Source organism: Streptomyces chengmaiensis (genome assembly GCF_029846775.1).
Lineage (GTDB): Bacteria > Actinomycetota > Actinomycetes > Streptomycetales > Streptomycetaceae > Streptomyces > Streptomyces chengmaiensis.
Genome location: NZ_JARWBG010000027.1, coordinates 1 through 23,187, shown reverse-complemented (window position 1 = coordinate 23,187; position 23,187 = coordinate 1). Strand labels below are relative to the sequence as shown.

The window sequence follows — 23,187 nt, the reverse complement described above, 5'->3', positions numbered from 1 at the left end:
GCCACGGCGCACCGGCAGACACCTCCCGCGGGCGGGGCGCACTCCGCTTGCGGGACCGCGCCCGAGGTCACAGGGGGAGCCTCGACAGCTCACGGCGGCTCTCGAAGCGGCACGGCTCGCCCGTGACCGGGTCCGTGAACTCCAGGACCTTCGCCAGCAGTTGCAGGGGACGCGCATAGTCGTCCGGGGCCTCGTCCCGTACCACCGGATACAGCGGGTCGTGCAGGATGGGCAGCCCGAGGCCGTTCATATGGACCCGCAGCTGATGCGTACGGCCCGTCGCCGGGGACAGCCGGTACCTGCCCAGCCCGCCCCGCTGCTCCGCCAGCTCGATCCGGCTCTCGCTGTTCGGTTCACCGCCCGGCACCTCACGGGCGGCGAGCACGCCCCGTTCCTTGACGATCCGGCTGCGCACCGTCCGGGGCAGCGCCACACCGGGGTCGTACGGCGCGATCGCCTCGTACTCCTTGCGCACCCGCCGGTCCCGGAACATCGTCTGGTACGCGCCGCGGTCCTCGGGGCGTACGACGAACAGCACCAGTCCGGCGGTGAGCCGGTCCAGCCGGTGCGCCGGCTGGAGGGCGGGAATCCCGAGCTCCGCGCGGAGCCGGGCAAGCGCCGTCTCGGTGACATGTCCGCCTCGCGGCGTGGTGGCGAGGAAGTGCGGCTTGTCGGCCACGACGAGCCGCTCGCCCCGGTACACGACCCCCACCTCGAACGGCACCCGCTCCTCCGGGGCGAAGTCCCGGTGGAACCACAGGTGCAACCCCTCGGCATACGGCTCGTCGGCCGGGACGCCACGCCCCTCCTCGCCGACGATCCGCCCGTCGCGGAACAGCGCGGCCACACCGTCGGCGCCGATCGCGCGGCCGTAGCGTGCGGCGAGGTACGCACCCACGGTGCCCCAGCCGCCCGCCGGATCCGCGGGCAGCCGGATGTGCACAGGATCGATCCCGTCACGCTGTGCGAGCGGCGACGGCCGGGCGGCGCGTCTGCCGGGTCTGCGTCTCACGTCGAGACTGTACGTGAGGCGTGAGGCACGGGCGGGGCCGATGGCGGGAATGCCCTGACAGCGTCCGGCAGAGTCCCGGAAAACGCCGAGAACCCCGGCGGAGCCGAGGTTCTCACTGGTGTCCGAGGGGGGACTTGAACCCCCACGCCCGATAAAGGGCACTAGCACCTCAAGCTAGCGCGTCTGCCATTCCGCCACCCGGACAAGGTGTCTGTCGCGCGGCCCTGGGCCGTTCCGACGTGGAAAACCATAGCAAACAATCGAGGGTGCTCGATCACGGCCGGTTCCCTTGGGGTCCGCCCCGGGACAGGAGGAGGATGAGGGGGACCACCGGGGGCCACACAGCGACAGCGGGAGGAATCGGCGTGAGCGAGTCGACCAGTGCGGACAAGGCCGCGCCCGTCTCGGGGCCTGCCTCAGGGCCCGTCCAGGGGCATGTCTCCGGCGAGGACGAGGTCGTCGACCTGTGCCGGGAACTGATCCGGATCGACACCAGCAACTACGGCGACCACTCGGGGCCGGGGGAGCGGGCGGCGGCGGAGTACGTCGCCGCGAAACTCGCCGAGGTCGGCCTCGAACCGCAGATCGTCGAGTCCCACCGGGGCCGGGCCTCCACCGTGGCCCGTATCGAGGGCGAGGACCCGTCCCGGCCCGCCCTGCTGATCCACGGCCATACGGACGTGGTGCCGGCCGACGCCGACGACTGGACCCACCACCCCTTCTCGGGCGAGATCGCCGACGGCTGCGTCTGGGGCCGGGGCGCGGTCGACATGAAGGACATGGACGCGATGACCCTCGCGGTCGTGCGGGACCGGCTGCGCAGCGGCCGTAAGCCCCCGCGCGACGTGGTGCTCGCCTTCCTCGCCGACGAGGAGGCCGGCGGCACGTACGGGGCCCGGTATCTCGTGGACCGGCACCCCGGCCTCTTCGAGGGCGTCACCGAGGCCATCGGCGAGGTCGGCGGCTTCTCCTTCACGGTGAACGAGAAGCTGCGGCTCTATCTCGTCGAGACCGCGCAGAAGGGCATGCACTGGATGCGCCTGACCGTGGACGGCACCGCCGGGCACGGCTCCATGACCAACGACGACAACGCCATCACCGAGCTGTGCGAGGCGGTCGGACGCCTGGGCCGGCACCAGTGGCCCGTCAGGGTCACCAAGACCGTGCGGTCCTTCCTGGACGAGTTGTCGGACGCCCTGGGCACCCCGCTGGACCCGGAGGACATGGACGCGACGCTCGCCAAGCTCGGCGGCATCGCCAAGATGGTCGGCGCCACCCTGCGCAACTCCGCCGCGCCGACCATGCTCGGCGCCGGATACAAGGTCAATGTCATCCCCGGCCAGGCTGCCGCCCATGTCGACGGGCGCTTCCTGCCCGGCTACGAGGAGGAGTTCCTGGCCGACCTCGACCGGCTGCTGGGTCCGCGGGTGCGGCGCGAGGACGTGCACGCCGACAAGGCGCTGGAGACCAGCTTCGACGGATCACTCGTGGACGCGATGCAGACGGCGCTGCGCGCCGAGGACCCGATCGCCCGCGCCGTGCCGTACATGCTCTCCGGCGGCACGGACGCCAAGTCCTTCGACGACCTTGGCATCCGCTGCTTCGGATTCGCGCCGCTGCGGCTGCCCCCCGAGCTGGACTTCGCAGGCATGTTCCACGGGGTCGACGAGCGGGTGCCCGTCGACGGTCTGAAGTTCGGCGTACGGGTGCTCGACCGCTTCCTCGACGCCTGCTGAAAGCCCGGTTCGACCGGGTACGGCCGAAGGACATCGTCCGCTGAAACGAAACTTCCATAATCGTGATCATGTGCGCTCCTTGCTGGAAAGAGTGAATGTGCGCCCGGGGGCGTGGCCCCGCACATTCACTCCTCGTTACAGGCAGTGCGGTCCGCGGCTGGGACCGCACTGCCAACAAGGAGGAATAATGATCAAGAAGGTCGTCGCCGCTGCGGCTGCCACCGGTGGTCTGGTGCTCGCGGGTGCGGGCGTGGCCATGGCCGACGCCGGCGCCCAGGGTGCCGCCGTGGGTTCCCCCGGCGTGCTCTCGGGCAACGTCGTCCAGGTGCCCGCCCACCTGCCGGTGAACGTGTGCGGCAACACGATCGACGTGGTCGGACTGCTGAACCCCGCCTTCGGCAACACCTGCGTCAACGAGTGACGTGCTGACCCGGCCCGTCAGGGGCCGGGGCCAGAAGTCTTACCGGGCGGCCCGGGATGCGCGCCATGCGCTCCGGGGCCGTCTGGCTTTCCATCCGGGTCAGGCTGGACCCGGACCAGTGCTGAAACGGAAGGCAGAGATCAACCAATGCGACAGGTCACTCGCAAGGGTTTGATGACCATGGCGGCCGCGGGCGGAATCGTCGCCCTCGGCGGCGGATACGCACAGGCCGAGGCCGGAGCGATCGGCGGCGCGTCGGACTCCCCGGGGATCCTCTCCGGCAACAACGTCCAGGCGCCCGTCCACATGCCGGTGAGCGTGTGCGGCAACACCGTCAACGCGGTGGCGCTGCTGAACCCCGCCATGGGCAACGCCTGCGCCAACGGCTCGTCCTCGTCCGGGAGCGGCGGGGGCGGCGGGGCGCAGGCGACCGGGAGCGCCGCCGACTCGCCGGGCGTCGCGTCCGGCAACAACGTCCAGGCGCCCGTCCATGTGCCGGTGAGCGTGTGCGGCAACACCGTCAACGCGGTGGCGCTGCTGAACCCCGCCATGGGCAACGCCTGCGCCAACGGCTCGTCCTCGTCCGGGAGCGGCGGGGGCGGCGGGGCGCAGGCGACCGGGAGCGCCGCCGACTCGCCGGGCGTCGCGTCCGGCAACAACGTCCAGGCGCCCGTCCACATGCCGGTGAGCGTGTGCGGCACCACCGTCAACGCGGTGGCGCTGCTGAACCCCGCCATGGGCAACGCCTGCGCCAACGGTTCGTCCTCGTCCGGGAGCGGCGACGCCTACGGCGAGGGCAGCAGTCAGCAGGGCGGCGGGGCGCAGGCGACCGGGAGCANGACGCCTACGGCGAGGGCAGCAGTCAGCAGGGCGGCGGGGCGCAGGCGACCGGGAGCACCGCCGACTCGCCGGGCGTCGCGTCCGGCAACAACGTCCAGGCGCCCATCCACGTGCCCGTCGGCGCCTGCGGCAACACCGTCACGGTCGGCGGGCTCGGCAACGCGACGACGGGCAACGGCTGCGCCAACGTGGCGGGTCCCGCCCAGGCCGACAACCCGGGCGGCGCCGACGACTCGGAGGACTCCGGCACCTCCGACCAGACCGGCTCCGAGGGCGCCGACGACTCGGACGACTCCAGCACCGCCGGGGAGCACAACAGCGACAGCGTCGAGTCCGAGGGCGGCGACGAGTCCGAGGGCGGCTCCGAGGGCATCGGCGGCTCGGACGACTCCAGCACCGCCGGGGAGCACAACAGCGACAGCGTCGAGTCCGAGGCCGGCGTCGAGGTCGAGGTCGAGAGCGAGGCCCGGGACGAGGCCGGTGCCTCGGGCGGGCAGGACATCGCCCGAGCCGAGAGCGCCGCGGAGCTCGCCGGAACCGGCACCAACGGGATGGGACTGATCATCCCGGCGGGCGCCGGGCTGCTGCTCGGCGGCGCGGTCCTGTACCGCCGCGCCCGCGCCGCCGCCTGACCGGAGAGGACCTCACCGCCGGTGCGACGGAGCGGGCCCCGCGTCTGCGGGGCCCGCTCCGTCTCGCGCTGTCTCCTCAGGTCACCAGGTGGCGCGAACCTGACGGATGATGCGCCGGCGCAGCCGCACCCTGCGGCTGCCGTCCCGGCGCAACGTCAGTCGGTCCAACTCCCAGTGACCGTACTCGGCATGGTCGGTCAGCAGACGTGTCGCCTCCTTGCGGGAAACCCCGCGCGGTACGTACACGTCGACAAATTCGTATTCCGGCATCGCAATCTATTGTGACGCCAGTGCCCCGGTACGGATAGCGTCTGCACTATGTCTGATGCTGCGCAGCCCACCGCTGCCGAGGTACGCGCCGCCGCGGAGGCGCTCAAAGCCGCGCTGGACCGTCACCTGCTGGCGGTCGAGCGCCGCACCGGTGAGGACGACCCGGCCGTGTACGACGCCTTCAACGCCCTCGCCGCGGCGGCGGAGGCGTATGACGAGCGGCTGTACGACCGCTACGACGAAGTGACACCCTTCGAGATCCCCGGCGCGGACGACTCCCTGCCGCCGTACACGGGCCCCGAGGAACCGAGCGCCCTCAGCGTGCTGATCCGCCGGGACTACGCGGTGGTCGAGCCGCAGCGACTGCTCGCACAGGCACAGCGCATCGCCGACCTGGACGCCGATGACGACCGCCGGGAGAACGCCCCCACCGTGGGCGAGAGCGTGCACGCCGCGCTCGGCGTGCTGTTCGGCGAGTTCGAACCGGACGAAATCGCCAGCCGGCACAAGGAGTTCGGCCTGGAGGAAGGCGACTCCACACTCTGGGTCTCCGCCGCGGAGGAGCTCCCCGAACCCGGCGAGTGGCTGACCACCCCCTTCGACCAAGCGGACCCCGAACGCGTGGTCTGCCGCTTCGACGTCAGCTCCGTCTTCGACGAGGAAGACCACCCCGAGGCCCCCTCGTAAGCCCCGCTCCCGCGGGTGGCCCCATCCCGTCTGTCACCGGTGCAGGGGGCCACCCCACGGCGCGGCAACGGCGGAGCAGAAGGAGCAGAAGGAGGAGAAGGAGGAGAAGGTCCTGCCCGCAGTCCCCGGGGCCCGCCGCCGGACTACTCCGCCGCCGCCAGGAGCTGCACCAGCAGTCCCCGCAGCCGTGTCGTGCGCGCCGGCGCCGACCGCGACGCCACCGCCTCCGCAAGCGCCTTGTCCGCGCCGTGCACCACGGACAGATGCCGCTCCCCGCGACTGAACGCCGTATACGCCCATGCCCGGTTCAGCGCTGCCCCCGCGTCGCCGGGCACCACCGCCACGACCGCCGCCCACCGCATCGCCGACGCCTGGTGTGCCGTCACCGCCCAGCCGTGCCGCAGCGCCGAGCCGACCCGTTCCCTCGGCACGGTGACGCGCCCGCTCTCGCACTCCAGGCGCATTCCCTCCGCGTCCGCGGAGACCACCGTGCCCAGCACTGTCCGGCCGGGCGCCGGGGCGTAGGCCACCCGGTCACCCGCATCGAAGCCCCCGAAGCGCCCGGGACCGGGGTTGAGCCGCTGTTTGAGCGCGGCATTCAGCGCGCGCGTCCCCGCCGCGCCCCCATGCGCAACGGCGATCACCTGGGTGTCCTCCGTAGGAACCCCCAGCGCCCGCGGCACGGAGTCCGCGACGAGCTGCACCGTACGGTGGACCGCCTCGCCCGCGTCGTGCACGGGCACGATGACGACCTCCCTGCCGGGCGCGGCGACCTCGTTCAGCTCGCCCGCGCCGATACCCGAGACCAGCTCGCCGATCGGTCCGGGATCCGGAGTGCGGGAGGCGATCCTCGGACACACCTCCGCGGTCAGGACGTCCTGGAAGACCCGGCCCGCACCCGCGGAGCCCAGCACCGCGGGGTCCCCGGAGAGCAGCAGCCGGCACCCGTCGGGCAGTGACTCCACCAGCATGGCCGCGGTCTCCACATCCAGCTGGGGCGCGTCGAGGACGGCCAGCACGTCGAGGGCGAATCCGCCCTCGTCGTCGCGGGCGGGCCCCTGCTCTCCGGAGAGCAGCCCGGCCATGGTGACGGCCTCGGAACCCAGTCTGCGCCGGCCGTTCTCGCTGTGGACCGCGACCGCGGCGCGCAGTCCGCGTTCCCGCGCCGCCTGTGCCACGGCGACCGCCTCGGCACGTGCCGCCTCACCGCCGGTGTGCAGGACGACGCCGTGCGCGCCGACGGCGCGCACCAGCTCCGGCCCCTCCCACACTTCGCCGTGTCCGGTCCTGATGAGCCGGGCCAGCCCGTCGGCGAGGCTCTCCTCCGCGAGGGCGTAACGGTCGAGCCCCAGGAGGACCGGCGCCGGGGGTCCGTCGGGTTCGGCCTCTCCGGAAGCGCCCGCCCCCTCAGGCGCACCGGGCTCTTCGGCTGCGCCGGCCTCGTCCTCCAGGCCGTCCTGGAACACCAGCACCGCCCCCTCTGCGACGGCCTGCTGGAGCGCTTCCTCCGGGGAGGGGACCGACTGCCCGGCGAGTGCGTCACGCACCGCCGAGGTCTCCAGCGCGGTATGGCCCTGGAGCGCGGCCCGCTCCAGCAGCCAGGAGACCAGGGCCACGGCCCTGCGCCGGTCACCCGGGCCGCACTCCGCGCCCAGCAGCGCCCTTGCGAAGGCGTCCGCCTGCTCCGGCCGGACGCCGGGCACGGACAGCAGCCGCCACGGGTCCTCGCGCAGCAGCTGAGCCGACCGCTCCCCGAGCACGCCCGCGACCTGCCCGGCCAGCGTTTCGGGTGCACCGCCCTCGGCCAGCACGGCCGCCGCACCCCGCACCGTCAGCGGGTCCGGCGAGGGCGGTCTCCGCGGGGCCTCGGCGGCCCGGGGCCGTGCCGACGGAGCGGCAGCCGGGGAGGGCCTGCGCGGCGGGAACGCGGGGGAGTCGAAGAACTCTGTCGGGGACTTCTCGCCGCTCTCCACGGCCCGCACCGCCGCGAGCAGTTCGGCGGCCGTGCCGCTCAGCTTGCCGCCGCTGTCGACGGGGCCGCCCTTGGCGGCCTTCCGCTCCTCGATCCGCGCCCGCAGCTCCCGCTGCGCCGCGAGCTCCGCCTCGGCCTCGGACGGCGCTCCGGCCTCCGGCCCGGTCTCCTCGTCTTCTGCGCCCGCTTCCCGGACCGCTCCGGAACCCGCTTCTCCCGCCGCGGGGCGTCCGTCCTCGGACGCCTCGGACTCCGAGTCCCCGGTCTGCTGCCCCGAGCCCGAAGCACCTGCCTGGGGCTCCGCGGCCTCGGGCCCCGCGGCGGCGGCCGTCTTGGCAGCCTCCCCCGCGCCGGCGGCTTCCGCTGCCTCCGCGGGCTGCGCGGCTTCGGGGGCTTCGGCGGCCTCGGGGCCTCCCTCCGGCGATCCGGCGGCGGCCGGGGCGTCGGGGTCGGTCCCCCGGGAAGGCACAGTCACAGCGTGCTCCAGTCCTGATCGGGATAGCGGTGCACCGGCGCGGAGACGTCGTCCAGCGCCTGGCAGATCTCGTCAGGAAGACTAAGCGTCTCCACTGACAACGCGGCCGTGAGCTGCTGCGCGTTGCGCGCCCCGACGATCGGGGCGACGACGCCCGGCCGGTCCCGGACCCACGCCAGCGCCACTTCGAGCGGCGTGCTCGCCAGCCCGTCGGCCGCCGTCGCCACCGCGTCCACCACCCGGCTCGCCGCGTCGTCGAGATACGGCTCGACGAACGGCCCCCACTGCTCCGAGGCGGCCCGGGAGTCCGGCGGGGTCGACGCCCGGTACTTCCCGGTCAGCACCCCGCGGCCCAGCGGGGACGACGGCAGCAGCCCCACGCCGAGATCCAGGGCCGCCGGCAGCACCTCCCGCTCCACGCCCCGCTGGAGCAGGGAGTACTCCATCTGGGTGCTGGCGAGCCGGGTGCGCAGACCGGGCGCGGCGAGCTGCCAGGTCGCCGCCTTCGCCAGCTGCCAGCCGCAGAAGTCCGACACGCCCGCGTACCGGACCCGTCCGCTGCTCACCGCGAGGTCCATGGTCTGGAGCGTCTCCTCCAGCGGGGTCTGCGAGTCGAAGGCGTGCACCTGCCAAAGGTCCACGTAGTCCGTGCCGAGCCGCTCCAGCGAGGCGTCCAGCGCGGCCAGCAGATGGCCGCGTGAGCCGTCGACCCTCCGGTCCGGGTCGGGCACCCCGCCCGCCTTGGTGGCGATGACCAGTTCCTGACGCGGCACCAGTCCGTCGATCAGCCGCCCGAGAACATACTCGGCCTCCCCCGCGCCATACACGTCCGCCGTGTCGACGAGCGTGCCGCCCGCCTCCCAGAACGCCTTGAGCTGATCGGCCGCGTCATGCTCGTCGGTGTCCCGGCCCCAGGTGAGGGTGCCGAGCCCGATCCGGGACACGCGCAGGCCGGTGTGGCCGAGATGCCTCTGCTCCATGGCCGCGAGATTACTGGCCAAGGGCGCACCCTGAGAGAGCCTGTGGACAACCTTCCTATGACGGATCGGGCATCGGAGCGCTAGAGTCCGCGGAACGTGACGTTACTCATCGGTAAGAGCAGTGAGAGGGAACGCTTATGCGGCTCGGCATCAACCTCGGCTACTGGGGCGCGGGGATGGACGCGGACAATCTCGCGGTCGCGCAGGAGGCCGACCGGCTCGGCTACGACGTCTGCTGGGCAGCGGAGGCATACGGCTCCGACGCACCCACCGTCCTGTCCTGGGTCGCCGCGCAGACCGAACGCATCGACGTCGGCTCCGCGATCCTGCAGATCCCGGCCCGTCAGCCCGCCATGACCGCCATGACCGCCGCCACCCTCGACTCCCTCTCCGGCGGCCGGTTCCGCCTCGGCCTCGGCGTCTCCGGGCCCCAGGTCTCCGAGGGCTGGTACGGGGTGAAGTTCGACAAGCCGCTGTCGCGCACCCGCGAGTACGTCGAGATCGTCCGCAAGGCGATGACCCGGGAGCGGCTGACGTACGAGGGCGAGCACTGGACCCTGCCGCTCCCCGGCGGGCCGGGCAAGCCGATCAAGCTGACCGTCCATCCGCAGCGTGAACACATCCCGCTCTACATCGCCGCCATCGGCCCCAGGAACCTGGAGCAGACGGGCGAGATCGCCGACGGCGCTCTGCTGATCTTCCCGTCCGCCGAGCATCTGGAGGACACCGCGCTCCGGCATCTGCGCGCGGGCCGCGAGAAGGCGGGCAGGACGATGGAGGGCTTCGACGTCTGCCCCACCCTGCCGCTCGCGCTGGGCGACGACGTCAACGCGCTCGCCGACATGTTCCGCCCGTACACCGCGCTGTACGTCGGCGGCATGGGCAGCCGCAAGCAGAACTTCTACAACCAGCTCGCACAGCGCATGGGATACGAGAAGGAAGCCGCCGAGATCCAGGACAGGTACCTCTCGGGCGACAAGGACGGCGCCTCCGCCGCCGTCCCCCAGCAGCTGATCGACCAGACCGCGCTGCTGGGCACGGTGAGCCGGATCGCCGACCGGATGCAGGCGTACGCTGCGGCCGGCGTCACCACGCTCACCCTCGCCCCGGCCGGCTTCACGCTCGACGAGCGGATCGGCGCCCTGCGGGCCGGCGTCGAAGCCCTCGAGGCCGCCGGGCTCGCGTAGCAGCGGCGTCGCCCCTCTCCCGGGGCGGCGTCCGGACAGGACTGCGGCCGTGGTGGGGGCTCGGGGGTCTTCCCCGCCACGGCCGTCATGCAGCACAACGCCCGACGCCCCGCTCCGGTTACGGCCCGCGGCGCGCCCCGCTCGCGCCCCCGCGGCCTTCCGTACGATCCCCCGTTCGGCGGAGTTGACCGCCCCAGTTGTTGCCTCGCCCCCTGGACCGCACTTGACTCGTTCTTTGCGGATGGCGGATGCCTTCTGATGCCTTCATGGAGGTGGCGGCAATGCTCTCGGCCCAGAGCCTGTTCCAGGAGATCCTCGACACCGACGACTCCTTCCAGCTCTTCTGTTCGATCGCGGCCAGCGGCGAGACCCAGGGCGGCTGGGAGAACGGCCGCATCGCCGCGCTCGTCCCCCAGAGCATGCGCGACCTCGCACCCAAGATCATCCGCCATGGCGCGGACGAGGACAAACACGGCCGGCTGTTCAACGCGCTGCTGAAGAAGCGGAATCTGGAGCCGGTCCCGGTCCCGCCCGAGACCGACTACACCATGCTCCTGGAGAAGGCGGGCATCGGCCTCGCCCACGACAAGCTGCGCCGCGACGAACCGCTGACCGAAGAGGACATCGTCGTCTACCTCTCCCACAGCCGGGTCACCGAGCAGCGCGCAGCCGACCAGATGGACATGCTGGTCAAGTACTTCGGGGACCACCCCGACGTCGGCAAGGCCATCCATATGATCTCCGGCGACGAGGACAACCACCTCGCCTACTGCCATGAGGAGTTGCTGCGGCTGGCGGCAGAGGGCCACGGGCGCGCCATCCAGCGCGTGCTCCGCGAGAGCGCCCTCGCCGAGATCCGCGTCTACCGCGATGTGAGCATCGCCGTGATGTCCCACATGGGACGCCTGCTGCACTGGCCCAAGGCCAAGTCCGCGGCGCTCACGGCCGGCATCCACGGGATGTACGCATACGAGCGGTTCGGCGGCTGGCACCGGATGGTCAGCCTTCGGATGCCTGAGCGCCGTGGCGCGCTGGACGGCCCGCCGAGCCCCGTGCCGGCCATCTGACCGGGGCTCCGCCCCCGGACCCTGCGCCTCAGTATCCGGCGAGGCCGACTCTCGGGGGCCCTGCCCCCGGTTTCAGGCTTTGCCCGGTCGCGCCGCCCTGCACGCTCCGCCACAGCCTCCGGCGTGGGCAGAACCCCCACCTCCCGGGCCCTGCGGGCCCGGGAGGCGCCCGCACGCTGCGTCGGCCGAAAGCCCGAGCAGCTCCGCTGCGAGGACTTCCGGCCGTCTTGCGATCTCCCCCGCAGCCCTTCGGGCGCGGGGTCGCCCCGGCGCCGGACGAGGCTCCTCGACGGGCAGACACTGCCCATCGCGGCACTAGGCTGGCCGTCATGGCCACCCTGATCCTCGTACGTCACGGACGGTCCACCGCCAACACCGCGGGCGTCCTGGCCGGCTGGACGCCCGGCGTCGCCCTCGACGAGCGCGGCGCCGAGCAGGCCGCCGCACTGCCGCAGCGGCTCGCCGAGGTGCCGCTCGCCGCCGCCGTCACCAGCCCGCTGGACCGCTGCGTCCAGACCCTGCAGCCGCTGCTGGAGGCCCGCTCGGGCCTGCCGCTGCACACCGACGACCGGATCGGCGAGTGCCACTACGGCGAATGGGCGGGCCGCAAGCTCGCGGAGCTGGCCGATGAGCCGCTGATGGACGTCGTCCAACGCCACCCGTCCGCCGCGGCCTTCCCGGGCGGCGAGTCGATGCGGGCCATGCAGGCACGGGCCGTGGACGCCGTGCGGGACTGGAACGCCCGCATCGAGGAACGCCACGGCGAGGACGCCGTCTACCTCATGTGCTCACACGGCGACATCATCAAGTCGATCGTCGCGGACGCCCTGGGGATGCATCTCGACCTCTTTCAGCGGATTCATGTCGACCCGTGCTCCGTGACCGCTGTCCGCTACACCCGCACCCGCCCGTTTCTGCTGCGTCTCGGCGACACCGGCGACCTGCGTCCGCTGGCCGCCCGGAAGGCCAAGGAGAAGGGTGAGGAGGACGGAGAGAACGGGGCCGCCGTCGTCGGGGGCGGTGCGGGCGCACCGTGATCGGTTCGCGCAGTAGGGTGGACGGGCCGAAAGCCCGCTGACTCTCAAGGGAGACAGGACGTGTCCCGTCAGGTGTTCCTCTACGACCCTCCGGAGCGCTTTGTGGCCGGGACGGTGGGGCTGCCTGGACGCCGTACGTTCTTCCTGCAGGCATCCGCCGGGGGACGTGTCACCAGCGTCGCCCTGGAGAAGGCCCAGGTGGCCGCGCTCGCCGAGCGGATCGACGAACTCCTGGACGAGGTGGTGCGCCGGACCGGGGGCAATGCGCCGGTGCCGGCGGTCGCCCCCGCGGAGATCGCCGACTCCGCGCCGCTGGACTCCCCGGTGGAGGAGGAGTTCCGGGTCGGCACGATGGCGCTGGCCTGGGACGGCGAGGAGCAGCGCATGATCGTTGAAGCGCAGGCGCTGGTGGAGCTGGACGCGGACTCCGAGGAGGACCTCGCGGAGGCCGAGGAGCGGCTGCTGCAGGACGAGGAGAACGGCCCGCCGATGCTCCGCGTGCGGCTCACGGGCGCGCAGGCCAGGGCCTTCGCCAAGCGTGCGCTGGACGTGGTGAACGCGGGGCGTCCGCCGTGTCCGCTGTGCAGTCTGCCGCTCGACCCGGAAGGACATGTATGCCCGCGTCAGAACGGATACCGCCGCGGCCTGTGACGACGGCCGACGCCGCCCGGAACGCGGCCGACGCGCTGGCCGAGGGCGAGCTGACCGTGCGCGGCCGGGTCCGCGAGGCGTCGAACGCCGTGCTGTACTGCTCGGTCTCATACGAGGGCGAGGAGGTGCGCTGCGTCTACAAGCCCGTCGCGGGGGAGCGGCCCCTGTGGGACTTCCCCGACGGAACGCTCGCCCAGCGGGAGGTCGCGGCGTACGAGCTGTCCGAGGCGCTGGGCTGGGACCTGGTCCCGCCGACAGTGCTGCGGGACGGGCCTTACGGCGAGGGCATGGTCCAGCTCTGGGTGGACGCAGACCCGGCCGGGTCGCTGCTGGAGCTGGTGGAGACGGACGAGCCGGGGGACGGCTGGAAGGCGGTCGGGTTCGCCGACGTCGGCGAGGGGCGCACCGCCCTGCTGGTGCATGCGGACGACCCCCGGTTGCGGAGGCTGGCGGTGCTGGACGCGGTGATCAACAACGGTGACCGCAAGGGCGGGCATCTGCTGCCCACGGCGGACGGACATCTGTACGCCATCGACCACGGGGTCACCTTCCATGTGGAGCCCAAGCTGCGGACGCTGCTGTGGGGGTGGGCGGGCGAGCCTCTCCCCGCTGAGGCGGCGGACGCCCTGCGCGGCCTGTCCGCCGCCCTCCGCCCCGGAGCCCGGCTGTCCGCACGCCTCGCCGACCTCCTCACCTCCGCCGAGGTGGACGCCCTCCGTGCCCGTGTGAGCTCCCTGACGGCGGACGGCCGCCATCCCTCGCCGTCCGGCGACTGGCCGGCGATCCCCTGGCCCCCCGTCTGACGGCTGCGCGCTCGCGCCGGTCGCGGAGCCTGACCGGCGGCGACCCCGCGCGGCTGCCGGCGGTGTGGGGCGGGCCGGAGTTGTGTGTGGGCGGGGCGGGTGGGGGAGAGCCTGTGACGCTCTGCGTCGGGCCGTCAGGCTCGGGATACCCCACCTCCGGTGGAGCAGGGCGGGTAGGGCAGAGCCACGCTCAGCACCGGGCGGCCAGGGGGCGTGGGGGCGAAGCCCGCACATACAAGGGCGGGCGAGTGGGGTCAAGCGTGCCTATTCGGCCAACAGGCGTCCTCCGGTTCGTATCCGGAACTGGCGTCCGGTTAGGCTCGAGACATGCATGCCTGGCCCGCTTCTGAGGTCCCCGCCCTGCCCGGCAAGGGCCGCGACCTTCGGATCCACGACACCGCGACCGGTGGTCTGGTGACCCTCGACCCCGGTCCCGTCGCCCGCATCTACGTCTGCGGGATCACCCCGTATGACGCGACCCACCTGGGTCACGCGGCGACCTACAACGCGTTCGACCTCGTTCAGCGCGTGTGGCTCGACACCAAGCGGCAGGTTCACTACGTCCAGAACGTCACCGACGTGGACGATCCGCTCCTCGAGCGGGCCGTCCGCGACGGGCAGGACTGGACGGAGCTCGCCGAGCGTGAGACCGCCCTGTTCCGGGAGGACATGACCGCCCTGCGTATGCTCCCGCCCCGCGACTACATCGGCGCGGTCGAGGCGATACCCGGCATCGTGCCTCTCGTGGAGCGCCTCCGGGACGCCGGGGCCGCCTATGAACTCGAAGGGGACGTCTACTTCTCCGTCGAGGCCGACCCGCACTTCGGCGAGGTGTCGCACCTCGACGCGGGGGCGATGAGACTGCTGTCCGCCGAACGCGGCGGCGACCCGGAGCGCCCAGGGAAGAAGAACCCCCTGGACCCGATGCTCTGGATGGCGGCTCGCGAGGGCGAGCCCAGCTGGGACGGCGGCGCCCTCGGGCCCGGACGCCCCGGCTGGCACATCGAGTGCGTCGCGATCGCCCTCGACCGGCTCGGCATGGGCTTCGACGTCCAGGGGGGCGGTTCCGATCTCGCCTTCCCGCACCATGAGATGGGCGCCTCGCACGCCCAGGCACTCACCGGCGAACACCCCTTCGCCAAGGCGTATGTGCACGCCGGCATGGTCGCCCTGAACGGCGAGAAGATGTCCAAGTCCAAGGGAAACCTGGTCTTTGTGAGCGCCCTGCGGCGTGACGGCGTCGACCCGGCGGCCATCCGGCTCGCCCTGCTCTCGCACCACTACCGCGCCGACTGGGAGTGGACGGACCGGGTCCTCGACACGGCGGTCGAGCGTCTCGGCCGGTGGCGCGCCGCTGTCTCCCGTCCCGACGGGCCCTGGACCGACGGGCTCGTCGAGGAGATCCGCGAGGCCCTCGCCAACGACCTGGACGCCCCGTCCGCGCTGCTCGCGGTGGACCGCTGGGTCGCCGTCCAGCAGTCCGACGGCGGTGCGGACGAGTCCGCACCCGGTCTTGTCTCCCGGGCCGTCGACGCCCTGCTGGGCGTGGCGCTCTGACGTGCAGCGGGGCGGCGGCCGCTCCGGCCGCCGCCCCGCTGCTCTCCTGCCTCTCTGCCTGCGTGCTGACCTGCCTGCGTACTGCTGACGCTCAGTCGTCCGACGAGTCCTCGTCCGGATTCGACTCGGGCGGCTCGGGCTCCGGGTCCTGCTTCGGCGGTTTCGGCGGCCGCGTCCGCCCGCTCGACGGGTCCCGGAGATACGATCCCCCTTCGCCGCCGTCCGTGGCGTGCCCCGGCCCCGGCGGCTGGCCCGGGCCCTGCTGACCGGGGCCCCCGTCCCGCCGCCGCAGATAGCGCTCGAACTCGCGGGCGATCGCCTCGCCGGACGCCTCCGGAAGCTCCGCCGTGTCCCGCGCCTCCTCCAGCGTCTGGACGTACTCCGCCACCTCGCTGTCCTCGGCGGCCAGTTGGTCCACTCCCAGCTGCCAGGCCCGTGCGTCCTCGGGCAGCTCGCCCAGCGGGATCCGCAGCCCGATCAGATCCTCCAGACGGTTGAGCAGCGCCAGAGTCGCCTTCGGGTTGGGCGGCTGCGACACATAGTGCGGCACCGCCGCCCACAGGCTGACCGCCGGAACGCCCGCGTGGGTGCACGCCTCCTGGAGGATGCCGACGATTCCGGTCGGCCCCTCGTAGCGGGTCTCCTCCAGATCCATCGTCCGCGCCAGATCCGGGTCGGAGGTGATGCCGGTGACCGGCACCGGCCGGGTGTGCGGGGTGTCGCCGAGCAGCGCCCCGAGGATGACGACCATCTCGACGCCCAGCTCATGTGCGAAGCCGAGAAGCTCATTGCAGAACGATCGCCATCGCATGGACGGCTCTATGCCGCGGACCAGCACCAGGTCGCGCGGCTTGTCGCCGCCGACCCGGACCACGGACAGCCGGGTGGTGGGCCAGGTGACCTTCCGTACCCCGCCGTCCAGCCACACTGTGGGCCGGTTGACCTGGAAGTCGTAGTAGTCCTCAGCGTCGAGCGCCGCGAACACCTCGCCCTTCCATTCCCGGTCCAGGTGTGCGACCGCGGTGGAGGCGGCGTCGCCGGCGTCGTTCCAGCCCTCGAACGCGGCCACCATGACCGGGTCGATCAGCTCGGGAACCCCCTCGAGCTCGATCACCCAGTGCCTCCTTCCGAAGTTCCCTGTTCGTACGCCCCAACCTTACGGCGTACCCGCGGCCCCTCCGCAGCCCCCGTGCACGCCCGGGTGAACTTCGAGAAGGAGGGCACAAGGAGAAAAGACATCGGATAACTGGGACAGCCGACTCTAGAATCATCCGAGCTATCCTTGGAGTGTGGCCGGAAAGCTTCGACGGAGGGGGCTTCCCGCACGGCAGGCCCGATTGCAGAACCCACTACACATCCGATGGCGAGTGGACCTCTGCGGTCGAGCCACGGCGCCACGAACGCCGCTCGGGCAGCGCTTTGACAGTGCTCCGACACTTCCCGGGCCGTGCTCGTCCAGCCCTCGGGCGTCACTCGAGCATGGACCTCAGCCACTGCTCCACCCCGGCGACATGAACCGTCGCCCAGGCGTGGGCCGCCTCCGCGTCCCGGTCCCGCAGCGCGGTCAGGATCGCCCGGTGCTCGTACAGCGTTCGATCGACGGCGTGTTGTTCGAGCAGCCCGCGCCAGATCCTGGTCCTGGTGGAAGGCCCGGAGAGTCCGTGGAGCAGCGAGCAGAGCACGCCGTTCCCGGACGACTGCACGACGGTGCGGTGGAACTCCAGGTCGGCGGCGACCAGTTCGTCCGCCGCCGCGGCCCGTGCGAGCAGGTCCAGCTGTGCTTCCAGCGCGTCCAACTCCCGGTCGCCGATGCGGTGCGCCGCCATCGCGGTCGCGGCCGGCTCAAGGATGCGGCGGACGGCGAGGAACTCCAGCGCGGTGTCCTCCCGGTGGAAGTCGACGACAAAGCCCAGGGCCTCGAGCAGCAGTTGGGGATCGAGGCTGGTGACGTAGGTGCCGTCACCCTGGCGTACGTCCAGGATGCGGATGAGGGACAGGGCGCGTACCGCCTCACGCAGCGAATTGCGCGACAGGCCCAGATCCGCGGCCAGTTCGCTCTCTTTGGGAAGGCGGTCGCCCGGGCGCAGCGCACCGGAGACGATCATTTCCTTGATCTTCTCGATGGCCTCGTCCGTTACGGCCATGGCATCCCCCTTGTCGCTCGGACCTATCGGCTAGACATCCGATGTCTAAGTCGATCTCTGAGCGTACAACGAGGGCGGCCCCCTCAGGAGCCGCCCTCGTGATGGTGATCCTTTTTCGTGACCTTGTCCCGTGGCCACTGTGGTGTGACGGACCGGCGGGCCCGTCGGGTCAGGCCGGGCCGTCAGCCCTTCTTGGCCAGCAGGTCCTCGACCCCGGCGCGGACGGTGTCGTCCGCCAGGCCGCGGATCGTCAGCGTCGTGCGCCGGCGCAGCACGTCGTCCGCGGTCGCGGCCCACTCGTGGTCACGCGCGTACACGACCTGCGCCCAGATCTCCGGCGCGTCCGGGTGGATGCGCTCGCCCAGCTCCGGGTTGTCGTACGCCAGGCGTGCGATGTCGAAGGAGAGCGAACCGTAGTGCGTGGCCAGATGGCGCGCGGTGTCCGCGGCCATGCGCGGGCCGGGGGTGCCGCCGTCGATGAGCAGCCGGTGCGCAACCGCGTTCGGGTTGGATATGCCCGGCAGCGGCAGCTTCTTGGGCAGCGAGGACATCGGCTCCATGTCGTCCGTGAGCGGCTGTCCCGGCAGCTCGGCCAGCTTGTTCATCACCGTGCGGCCGATGTGGCGGAAGGTCGTCCACTTGCCGCCGGCCACTGACAGCATGCCGCCGCGGCCCTCGGTGACCACCGTCTCGCGCTTGGCCTTCGAGGTGTCGCCGGGGCCGCCCGGCAGCACCCGCAGACCCGCGAACGCATAGGTGATCAGATCGCGCGACAGCTGCTGGTCGCGGACGGAGAAGGCGGCCTCGTCCAGGATCTGGGAGATGTCCTTCTCATTGACCGCGACATCCGCCGGGTCGCCCTCGAACTCCTCGTCCGTGGTGCCCAGCAGCAGCATGTCCTCCCAGGGGAGGGCGAAGGTGATGCGGTACTTGTCGATCGGGGTCGCCAGCGCCGCGCGCCACGGGGAGGTCCGCTTCAGGACCAGGTGCGCGCCCTTGGACAGCCGGATGGAGGGAGCCGCATTTGGGTCCTCCATCTTCCGCAGGTGGTCGACCCAGGGGCCGGTGGCGTTGAGCACCAGCCGGGCGTTCACGCCGAACTCGCTGCCGTCCAGCCGGTCCTTGAGGTCCGCGCCGGTGACCCGGCCCTTGGTGAAGCGCAGGCCGGTGACTTCGGAGTGGTTGAGCACGGTGGCGCCGGCCTCGACGGCCGCGCGGACCGTCATCAGCGCCATCCGGGCGTCGTTCATCTGGTCGTCCCCGTACACGGCGACGGCCTTGAGGTTGTCCGTGCGCAGCTCCGGCACGTCGCGCTGCGCCTTGGCCGGGGAGATCACATGCCCTACGCCGTCGCCGAACGCCGACAGCGCAGAGTAGGCGAACACACCCGCGCCCAGCTTCGCCGCGCCGTGCGGCCCGCCCTTGTAGACCGGCAGATAGAAGGTGAGCGGGTTGGCGAGGTGGGGGGCCACCTCCCGGGAGACCGCACGGCGCTCGAAGTGGTTCTCCGCCACCAGCTTGACCGCGCCGGTCTGCAGATAGCGCAGACCGCCGTGGAGCAGCTTGGAGGAGGCGGAGGAGGTGGCGCCGGCGAAGTCGCCGGCGTCCACCAGGGCCACCCGCAGCCCGGACTGCGCGGCGTGCCAGGCGGTGGAGATGCCCAGAATGCCGCCGCCGATCACCAGGAGGTCGTAGGTCGCCTGGGAAAGCTGCTCCCGAGTCTCGGCGCGGCTCGGCAGGGAACCGGAGGCCGGGTGCGTACCCAGTGCGGGGACGCTCTGCAGGGTGGTCATTGTCGCTAGCTCCTCGTCAGCTCTCGTCCTCGTCGATCCAGCCCATGGTCCGCTCGACGGCCTTGAGCCAGTTCTTGTACTCGCGGTCGCGGATCTCCGCGTCCATGCGGGGGGTCCACTCGGCGGCCCGACGCCAGTTGGCGCGCAGCGCGTCGGTGTCCGGCCAGAAGCCGACGGCCAGGCCGGCGGCGTAGGCAGCGCCGAGGCAGGTCGTCTCGGCGACCATCGGGCGCACCACGGGTGCGTCCAGGACGTCCGAGAGGGTCTGCATCAGCAGGTTGTTGGAGGTCATGCCGCCGTCGACCTTGAGCGCGGTCAGCTCGACGCCGGAGTCCTTCGTCATGGCGTCGGTAATCTCGCGGGTCTGCCAGGCGGTGGCCTCGAGCACGGCGCGCGCGATGTGCGCCTTGGTGACATAGCGGGTCAGTCCGGCGATCACGCCGCGGGCGTCGGAGCGCCAGTACGGGGCGAACAGGCCGGAGAACGCGGGCACGAAGTAGGCGCCGCCGTTGTCCTCGACCGAGGAGGCCAGGGTCTCGATCTCGGCCGCGGTGCTGATCAGGCCCATCTGGTCGCGCATCCACTGCACCAGCGAGCCGGTGACGGCGATCGAACCCTCCAGGGCGTAGACCGGCTTCTCGTCGCCGATCCGGTAGCCGACGGTGGTCAGCAGCCCGCTGTAGGAGTTGATGATCTTGTCGCCGGTGTTCATCAGCATGAAGGTGCCGGTGCCGTAGGTCGACTTGGCCTCGCCCTCGGCGAAGCAGGTCTGGCCGAACAGGGCCGCCTGCTGGTCGCCCAGTGCGGAGGCGACCGGCACGCCGTCCAGGACGCCGCCCTTGACGTGCCCGTACACCTCGGCGGACGAGCGGATCTCCGGCAGGACTGCGGCCGGGACCTCCATGGACTCCAGGATCTTGTCGTCCCACTCCATGGTGTGGAGGTTCATCAACATGGTGCGGGAGGCGTTGGTGACGTCCGTGACGTGGTGGCCGCCTTCGACGCCGCCGGTCAGGTTCCAGATGACCCAGGAGTCCATCGTGCCGAAGAGGATCTCGCCGCGCTCGGCGCGCTCGCGCAGGCCCTCGACGTTGTCGAGCAGCCAGCGGACCTTCGGTCCGGCGAAGTAGGACGCCAGGGGCAGGCCGGTCTCCCGGCGGAAGCGGTCCTGGCCGACGTTGCGGCCGAGCTCCTTGCAGAGCGCGTTGGTGCGGGTGTCCTGCCAGACGATGGCGTTGTGGACGGGCTCACCGGTGTTCTTGTCCCACAGCACAGTGGTCTCACGCTGGTTGGTGATGCCGATGGCCTTGACATCGGCGGCGGTGATGCCCGCCTTCTCGATGGCGCTGGCGACGACCTCCTGGACGTTCTCCCAGATCTCGGTGGCATCGTGCTCAACCCAGCCGGGCTTGGGGAAGATCTGCTCGTGCTCCTTCTGGTCGACGGAGACGATGCGCCCGTCGCGGTCGAAGACGATGCAGCGGCTGGAGGTGGTGCCCTGGTCAATGGCCGCGATGAACGGGCCGGTGCCGTGCGAGGCGGTGGCAGTCATGAGAAGTGCTCCTCAGAAGTCTGTGACGGTCGGCTCAGGCAAACGCGATGTTGTAGATACCCGCGGCGGCGGCCGCGCCGATCAGCGGACCGGCGATGGGAATCCACGCGTAGCTCCAGTCGGAGCCGCCCTTGTTGGGCAGCGGGAGCAGGGCGTGCACGATCCGGGGGCCCAGGTCACGCGCCGGGTTGATGGCGTAACCGGTCGGACCGCCGAGAGAGAGGCCGATCGAGACCACGACGAACGCGACGATCAGTCCGCCGAGCGGGCCCAGGCCCTTGCCGCTGTCGTTGAGGCCCTGGGTGAGCACGGCCAGCACGAGCACCAGCGTGCCGATGGCCTCGGTGGTGAGGTTCTGCCAGACATTGCGGATCTCCGGGCCGGTGGAGAAGACGCCGAGCACCGGACCGGGACCGGCGTCGGCCGGCTTGTCCGCGATTTCCGGGTCACGCAGATGCGCCTGGAACTGGCCGTAGTAGGCGAGCCACACCAGGGCCGCACCGAGCATGGCGCCGACCATCTGGCCCGCGAAGTAGACCGGGGTGTTGCTCCAGTCCCCGTCCTTTATCGCGATGCCGACGGTGACGGCTGGGTTGAGATGCGCTCCGGAGAGCGTTCCCGTCATATAGACGGCGGTCATGACGGCGAAGCCCCACCCGAAGGTGATGGCCACCCAGCCGGCGTTCTGCGCCTTGGAGCGCTTCAGTACGACGGCGGCCACGACGCCACCGCCGAGCAGGATGAGTACGGCGGTACCAATGATCTCGCCGATGAAGATGTCGGAGCTGGACACCCGCGACTCCTTTGTCCTTCGTCCAGGGGAAGGCGAACCCCGGGTCCCTCCGGTGGTCCGCGCCCTCAGGTGAGGGCGATGCCGGCCCTTGGCGTTGCCACACTCTAGCGCGTATTGCCGGTAGGTGTTCGACAATGCCGACCGATGAACGGAAGTTTTGCCCTCGGGTTAACAGGACGTCAAGGGTTCCGGTGGCTGAAACCCCGATCGTTATCGTCGTTACTGATCGTCTGCCAAAGTCGGGCATATCCCCTCAAGGGGTCGCGCCAGACACCCCAAGGGCTCCCCACCTGGCCTAAAAGCGACCTGCTCCAAGATCACGGGACACCGCTCTGGCGCACTCCCGCACCGCTGCGATCAGTTCGGAACGCAGCTCGCCGGAGTTGCACACCCGCTCCACGGCGCCGGTGATGGCGACCGCCCCGACCGGCATCCGGCGTCGGTCGTGGATCGGAGCGGCCACGGATGCCACGCCTTCCCAGGTCTCCTCCACATCGGAGGCGTAGCCGCGGGCGCGCGTCTCGTCCAGCAGCAGCTCGAACTCCTCTAGCCCGGTGACGGTGCGCGGGGTCAGGGCCTTGCGGTCCGCCTCGATCGCCTCGCTGTGCGCCACGGGGTCGTAGGCGGAGAGGATCTTGCCCAGGGCGGTGCAGTGCAGCGGATGCATGGCCCCCACCTCCAGGACCTGCCTGCTGTCGTCGGGGCGGAAGACATGGTGGATGACCAGCACTCCGTGCTGGTGCAGCACGCCCAGATGGACGCTCTCGCCGCTGGAGCGGGCCAGATCGTCCGTCCACACCAGGGCGCGCGCCCGCAGCTCGTGCACATCGAGGTAGCTGTTGCCGAGCCGGAGCAGCTCCGCGCCCAGCTGGTACCGCCCGGAGATCTCCTCCTGCTCGACGAAGCCCTCGGCCTGGAGGGTGCGCAGGATGCCGTGGGCCGTGCCCTTGGCCAGCCCCAGCGAGGAGGCGATGTCGGACAGGCCCAGTCGCCGTTCCCCGCCCGCGAGCAGACGCAGCACCGCTGCGGCACGCTCGAGCGACTGGATGTTCTTCGCCATCGGCTCGGCCTCTTCTCTCCGCTTCTCAACTGCAGGACTCATGACGGCCCCGGCAGGGTTCGACAATGCTGAACAGTATCGGTCCATGTCGACCTTCTGTCACCGCACCACGCGTCCGCCGGGACCGCTGGAACGGTAAACCCGCACGACAGGATGGCGTCCGCCCGCTGGACGCACTCGACCCTCCAGGGGGCTGCCCGGCTACTCTGGCCTCGTGCGACTTCCACAGGAAGACGCAAAGCCGACAGCCGTCGCATCCCAGGGAGTACATTCCATGGCCTCGTCGCCGACCCCGTCCCCCGCCGCCTCTGCCTCCGCCGCCTCTGCCTCCGCGGACAGCAGGACCCGAGCAGCAGCCCTCCGTGAAGCGTTGGCTTCGCGTGTGGTGGTGGCTGATGGTGCGATGGGCACGATGTTGCAGGCGCAGGATCCGTCGCTGGAGGATTTCCAGGGGCTTGAGGGCTGTAATGAGATCTTGAATGTGACGCGGCCGGACATTGTGCGGTCGGTGCATGAGG

General features: G+C 71.5%; 21 protein-coding genes, 1 tRNA gene and 1 pseudogene. 12 read left to right on the top strand and 11 right to left on the bottom strand.

The annotated features are described in order from the left end of the window. Positions 1–67: 67 nt before the first annotated feature. Positions 68–1,012 carry an RluA family pseudouridine synthase gene (locus QCN29_RS22160; RefSeq protein WP_279930267.1) on the bottom strand — a complete coding sequence of 315 codons (945 nt, stop codon included), beginning with the start codon at positions 1,010–1,012 and terminating at the stop codon, positions 68–70. 116 nt (positions 1,013–1,128) lie between these two features. Beyond that, positions 1,129–1,216, bottom strand: a tRNA-Leu gene (locus QCN29_RS22155). Positions 1,217–1,377: 161 nt separating this feature from the next. On the opposite strand from QCN29_RS22155, the gene QCN29_RS22150 reads away from it, so the two are divergent. The 4 genes and pseudogenes from QCN29_RS22150 (at position 1,378) to QCN29_RS22135 (ending at position 4,641) form a co-directional block, all read left to right on the top strand. Continuing rightward, entirely contained in the window at positions 1,378–2,748 is a 1,371-nt protein-coding gene (locus tag QCN29_RS22150; RefSeq protein ID WP_398859686.1) for a M20/M25/M40 family metallo-hydrolase, read from the top strand. 187 nt (positions 2,749–2,935) lie between these two features. Then, entirely contained in the window at positions 2,936–3,169 is a 234-nt protein-coding gene (locus QCN29_RS22145; RefSeq protein ID WP_279930265.1) for a chaplin, read from the top strand. 147 nt (positions 3,170–3,316) lie between these two features. After that, positions 3,317–3,925, top strand: a pseudogene (locus tag QCN29_RS22140) (chaplin); the annotation flags it as partial. Then, complete coding sequence (locus tag QCN29_RS22135) at positions 3,862–4,641, top strand: chaplin (RefSeq protein WP_279930264.1); 780 nt, start codon at positions 3,862–3,864, stop codon at positions 4,639–4,641. The pseudogene QCN29_RS22140 and the gene QCN29_RS22135, both read left to right, overlap by 64 nt. An 81-nt stretch (positions 4,642–4,722) precedes the next feature. Here QCN29_RS22135 and QCN29_RS22130 read toward each other — a convergent pair whose 3' ends face one another. Further along, positions 4,723–4,911, bottom strand: a complete 189-nt coding sequence (locus tag QCN29_RS22130) for a DUF5703 family protein (RefSeq protein WP_137990344.1) — start codon at positions 4,909–4,911, stop codon at positions 4,723–4,725. Between the two features lie 48 nt (positions 4,912–4,959). On the opposite strand from QCN29_RS22130, the gene QCN29_RS22125 reads away from it, so the two are divergent. Continuing rightward, on the top strand, positions 4,960–5,598 hold the full coding sequence (locus tag QCN29_RS22125; RefSeq protein WP_279930262.1) for a hypothetical protein: 639 nt from the start codon (positions 4,960–4,962) through the stop codon (positions 5,596–5,598). 143 nt (positions 5,599–5,741) lie between these two features. Here QCN29_RS22125 and QCN29_RS22120 read toward each other — a convergent pair whose 3' ends face one another. Together QCN29_RS22120 and QCN29_RS22115 are read right to left on the bottom strand one after the other, a co-directional pair. Beyond that, positions 5,742–8,045 carry a helix-hairpin-helix domain-containing protein gene (locus QCN29_RS22120; RefSeq protein ID WP_398859683.1) on the bottom strand — a complete coding sequence of 768 codons (2,304 nt, stop codon included), beginning with the start codon at positions 8,043–8,045 and terminating at the stop codon, positions 5,742–5,744. Then, positions 8,042–9,025, bottom strand: a complete 984-nt coding sequence (locus tag QCN29_RS22115) for an aldo/keto reductase (RefSeq protein WP_240136583.1) — start codon at positions 9,023–9,025, stop codon at positions 8,042–8,044. The genes QCN29_RS22120 and QCN29_RS22115 overlap by 4 nt, the downstream gene beginning before the upstream one ends. Positions 9,026–9,162: 137 nt before the next feature. Here QCN29_RS22115 and QCN29_RS22110 point away from each other — a divergent pair, with 137 nt between their 5' ends. The 6 genes from QCN29_RS22110 (at position 9,163) to mshC (ending at position 15,327) form a co-directional block, all read left to right on the top strand. Continuing rightward, positions 9,163–10,212 (top strand): LLM class F420-dependent oxidoreductase, encoded by a 1,050-nt coding sequence (locus QCN29_RS22110; RefSeq protein WP_279930261.1) that lies wholly within the window; start codon positions 9,163–9,165, stop codon positions 10,210–10,212. A gap of 281 nt (positions 10,213–10,493) precedes the next feature. Continuing rightward, the gene (locus tag QCN29_RS22105) at positions 10,494–11,279 is read left to right on the top strand and encodes a ferritin-like domain-containing protein (protein WP_279930342.1); all 786 of its coding nucleotides are present in this window, start codon (positions 10,494–10,496) and stop codon (positions 11,277–11,279) included. A gap of 329 nt (positions 11,280–11,608) precedes the next feature. Next, a complete protein-coding gene (locus tag QCN29_RS22100; protein WP_279930260.1) occupies positions 11,609–12,316 on the top strand; it encodes a histidine phosphatase family protein in 708 nt (235 codons plus the stop codon). Between the two features lie 60 nt (positions 12,317–12,376). Continuing rightward, positions 12,377–12,967, top strand: coding sequence for a DUF3090 domain-containing protein (locus QCN29_RS22095; protein ID WP_279930259.1), 591 nt, complete (start codon positions 12,377–12,379; stop codon positions 12,965–12,967). After that, positions 12,931–13,770, top strand: coding sequence for an SCO1664 family protein (locus QCN29_RS22090; protein WP_279930258.1), 840 nt, complete (start codon positions 12,931–12,933; stop codon positions 13,768–13,770). The genes QCN29_RS22095 and QCN29_RS22090 overlap by 37 nt, the downstream gene beginning before the upstream one ends. 327 nt (positions 13,771–14,097) lie before the next feature. Continuing rightward, positions 14,098–15,327 carry a cysteine--1-D-myo-inosityl 2-amino-2-deoxy-alpha-D-glucopyranoside ligase gene (gene mshC, locus QCN29_RS22085; protein ID WP_279930257.1) on the top strand — a complete coding sequence of 410 codons (1,230 nt, stop codon included), beginning with the start codon at positions 14,098–14,100 and terminating at the stop codon, positions 15,325–15,327. A gap of 91 nt (positions 15,328–15,418) precedes the next feature. On the opposite strand, the gene QCN29_RS22080 is transcribed toward mshC, so the two are convergent. The 6 genes from QCN29_RS22080 to QCN29_RS22055 form a co-directional block, all read right to left on the bottom strand. Next, on the bottom strand, positions 15,419–16,441 hold the full coding sequence (locus tag QCN29_RS22080) for a PAC2 family protein (protein WP_240136590.1): 1,023 nt from the start codon (positions 16,439–16,441) through the stop codon (positions 15,419–15,421). A gap of 355 nt (positions 16,442–16,796) precedes the next feature. Beyond that, on the bottom strand, positions 16,797–17,471 hold the full coding sequence (locus QCN29_RS22075; RefSeq protein WP_279930256.1) for a FadR/GntR family transcriptional regulator: 675 nt from the start codon (positions 17,469–17,471) through the stop codon (positions 16,797–16,799). 182 nt (positions 17,472–17,653) lie between these two features. Further along, on the bottom strand, positions 17,654–19,264 hold the full coding sequence (locus QCN29_RS22070) for a glycerol-3-phosphate dehydrogenase/oxidase (RefSeq protein ID WP_279930254.1): 1,611 nt from the start codon (positions 19,262–19,264) through the stop codon (positions 17,654–17,656). A 16-nt stretch (positions 19,265–19,280) separates the two neighbouring features. Continuing rightward, positions 19,281–20,816: a glycerol kinase GlpK gene (glpK, locus tag QCN29_RS22065; RefSeq protein WP_279930252.1), complete on the bottom strand. Its 1,536-nt coding sequence runs from the start codon at positions 20,814–20,816 to the stop codon at positions 19,281–19,283. 34 nt (positions 20,817–20,850) lie between these two features. Next, on the bottom strand, positions 20,851–21,609 hold the full coding sequence (locus QCN29_RS22060) for an MIP/aquaporin family protein (protein ID WP_279930249.1): 759 nt from the start codon (positions 21,607–21,609) through the stop codon (positions 20,851–20,853). 295 nt (positions 21,610–21,904) lie between these two features. Next, on the bottom strand, positions 21,905–22,669 hold the full coding sequence (locus QCN29_RS22055; protein WP_240136600.1) for an IclR family transcriptional regulator: 765 nt from the start codon (positions 22,667–22,669) through the stop codon (positions 21,905–21,907). Between the two features lie 274 nt (positions 22,670–22,943). Here QCN29_RS22055 and QCN29_RS22050 point away from each other — a divergent pair. Then, the coding region (locus QCN29_RS22050; protein WP_279930247.1) for a homocysteine S-methyltransferase family protein at positions 22,944–23,187 on the top strand (244 nt) is incomplete at its 3' end.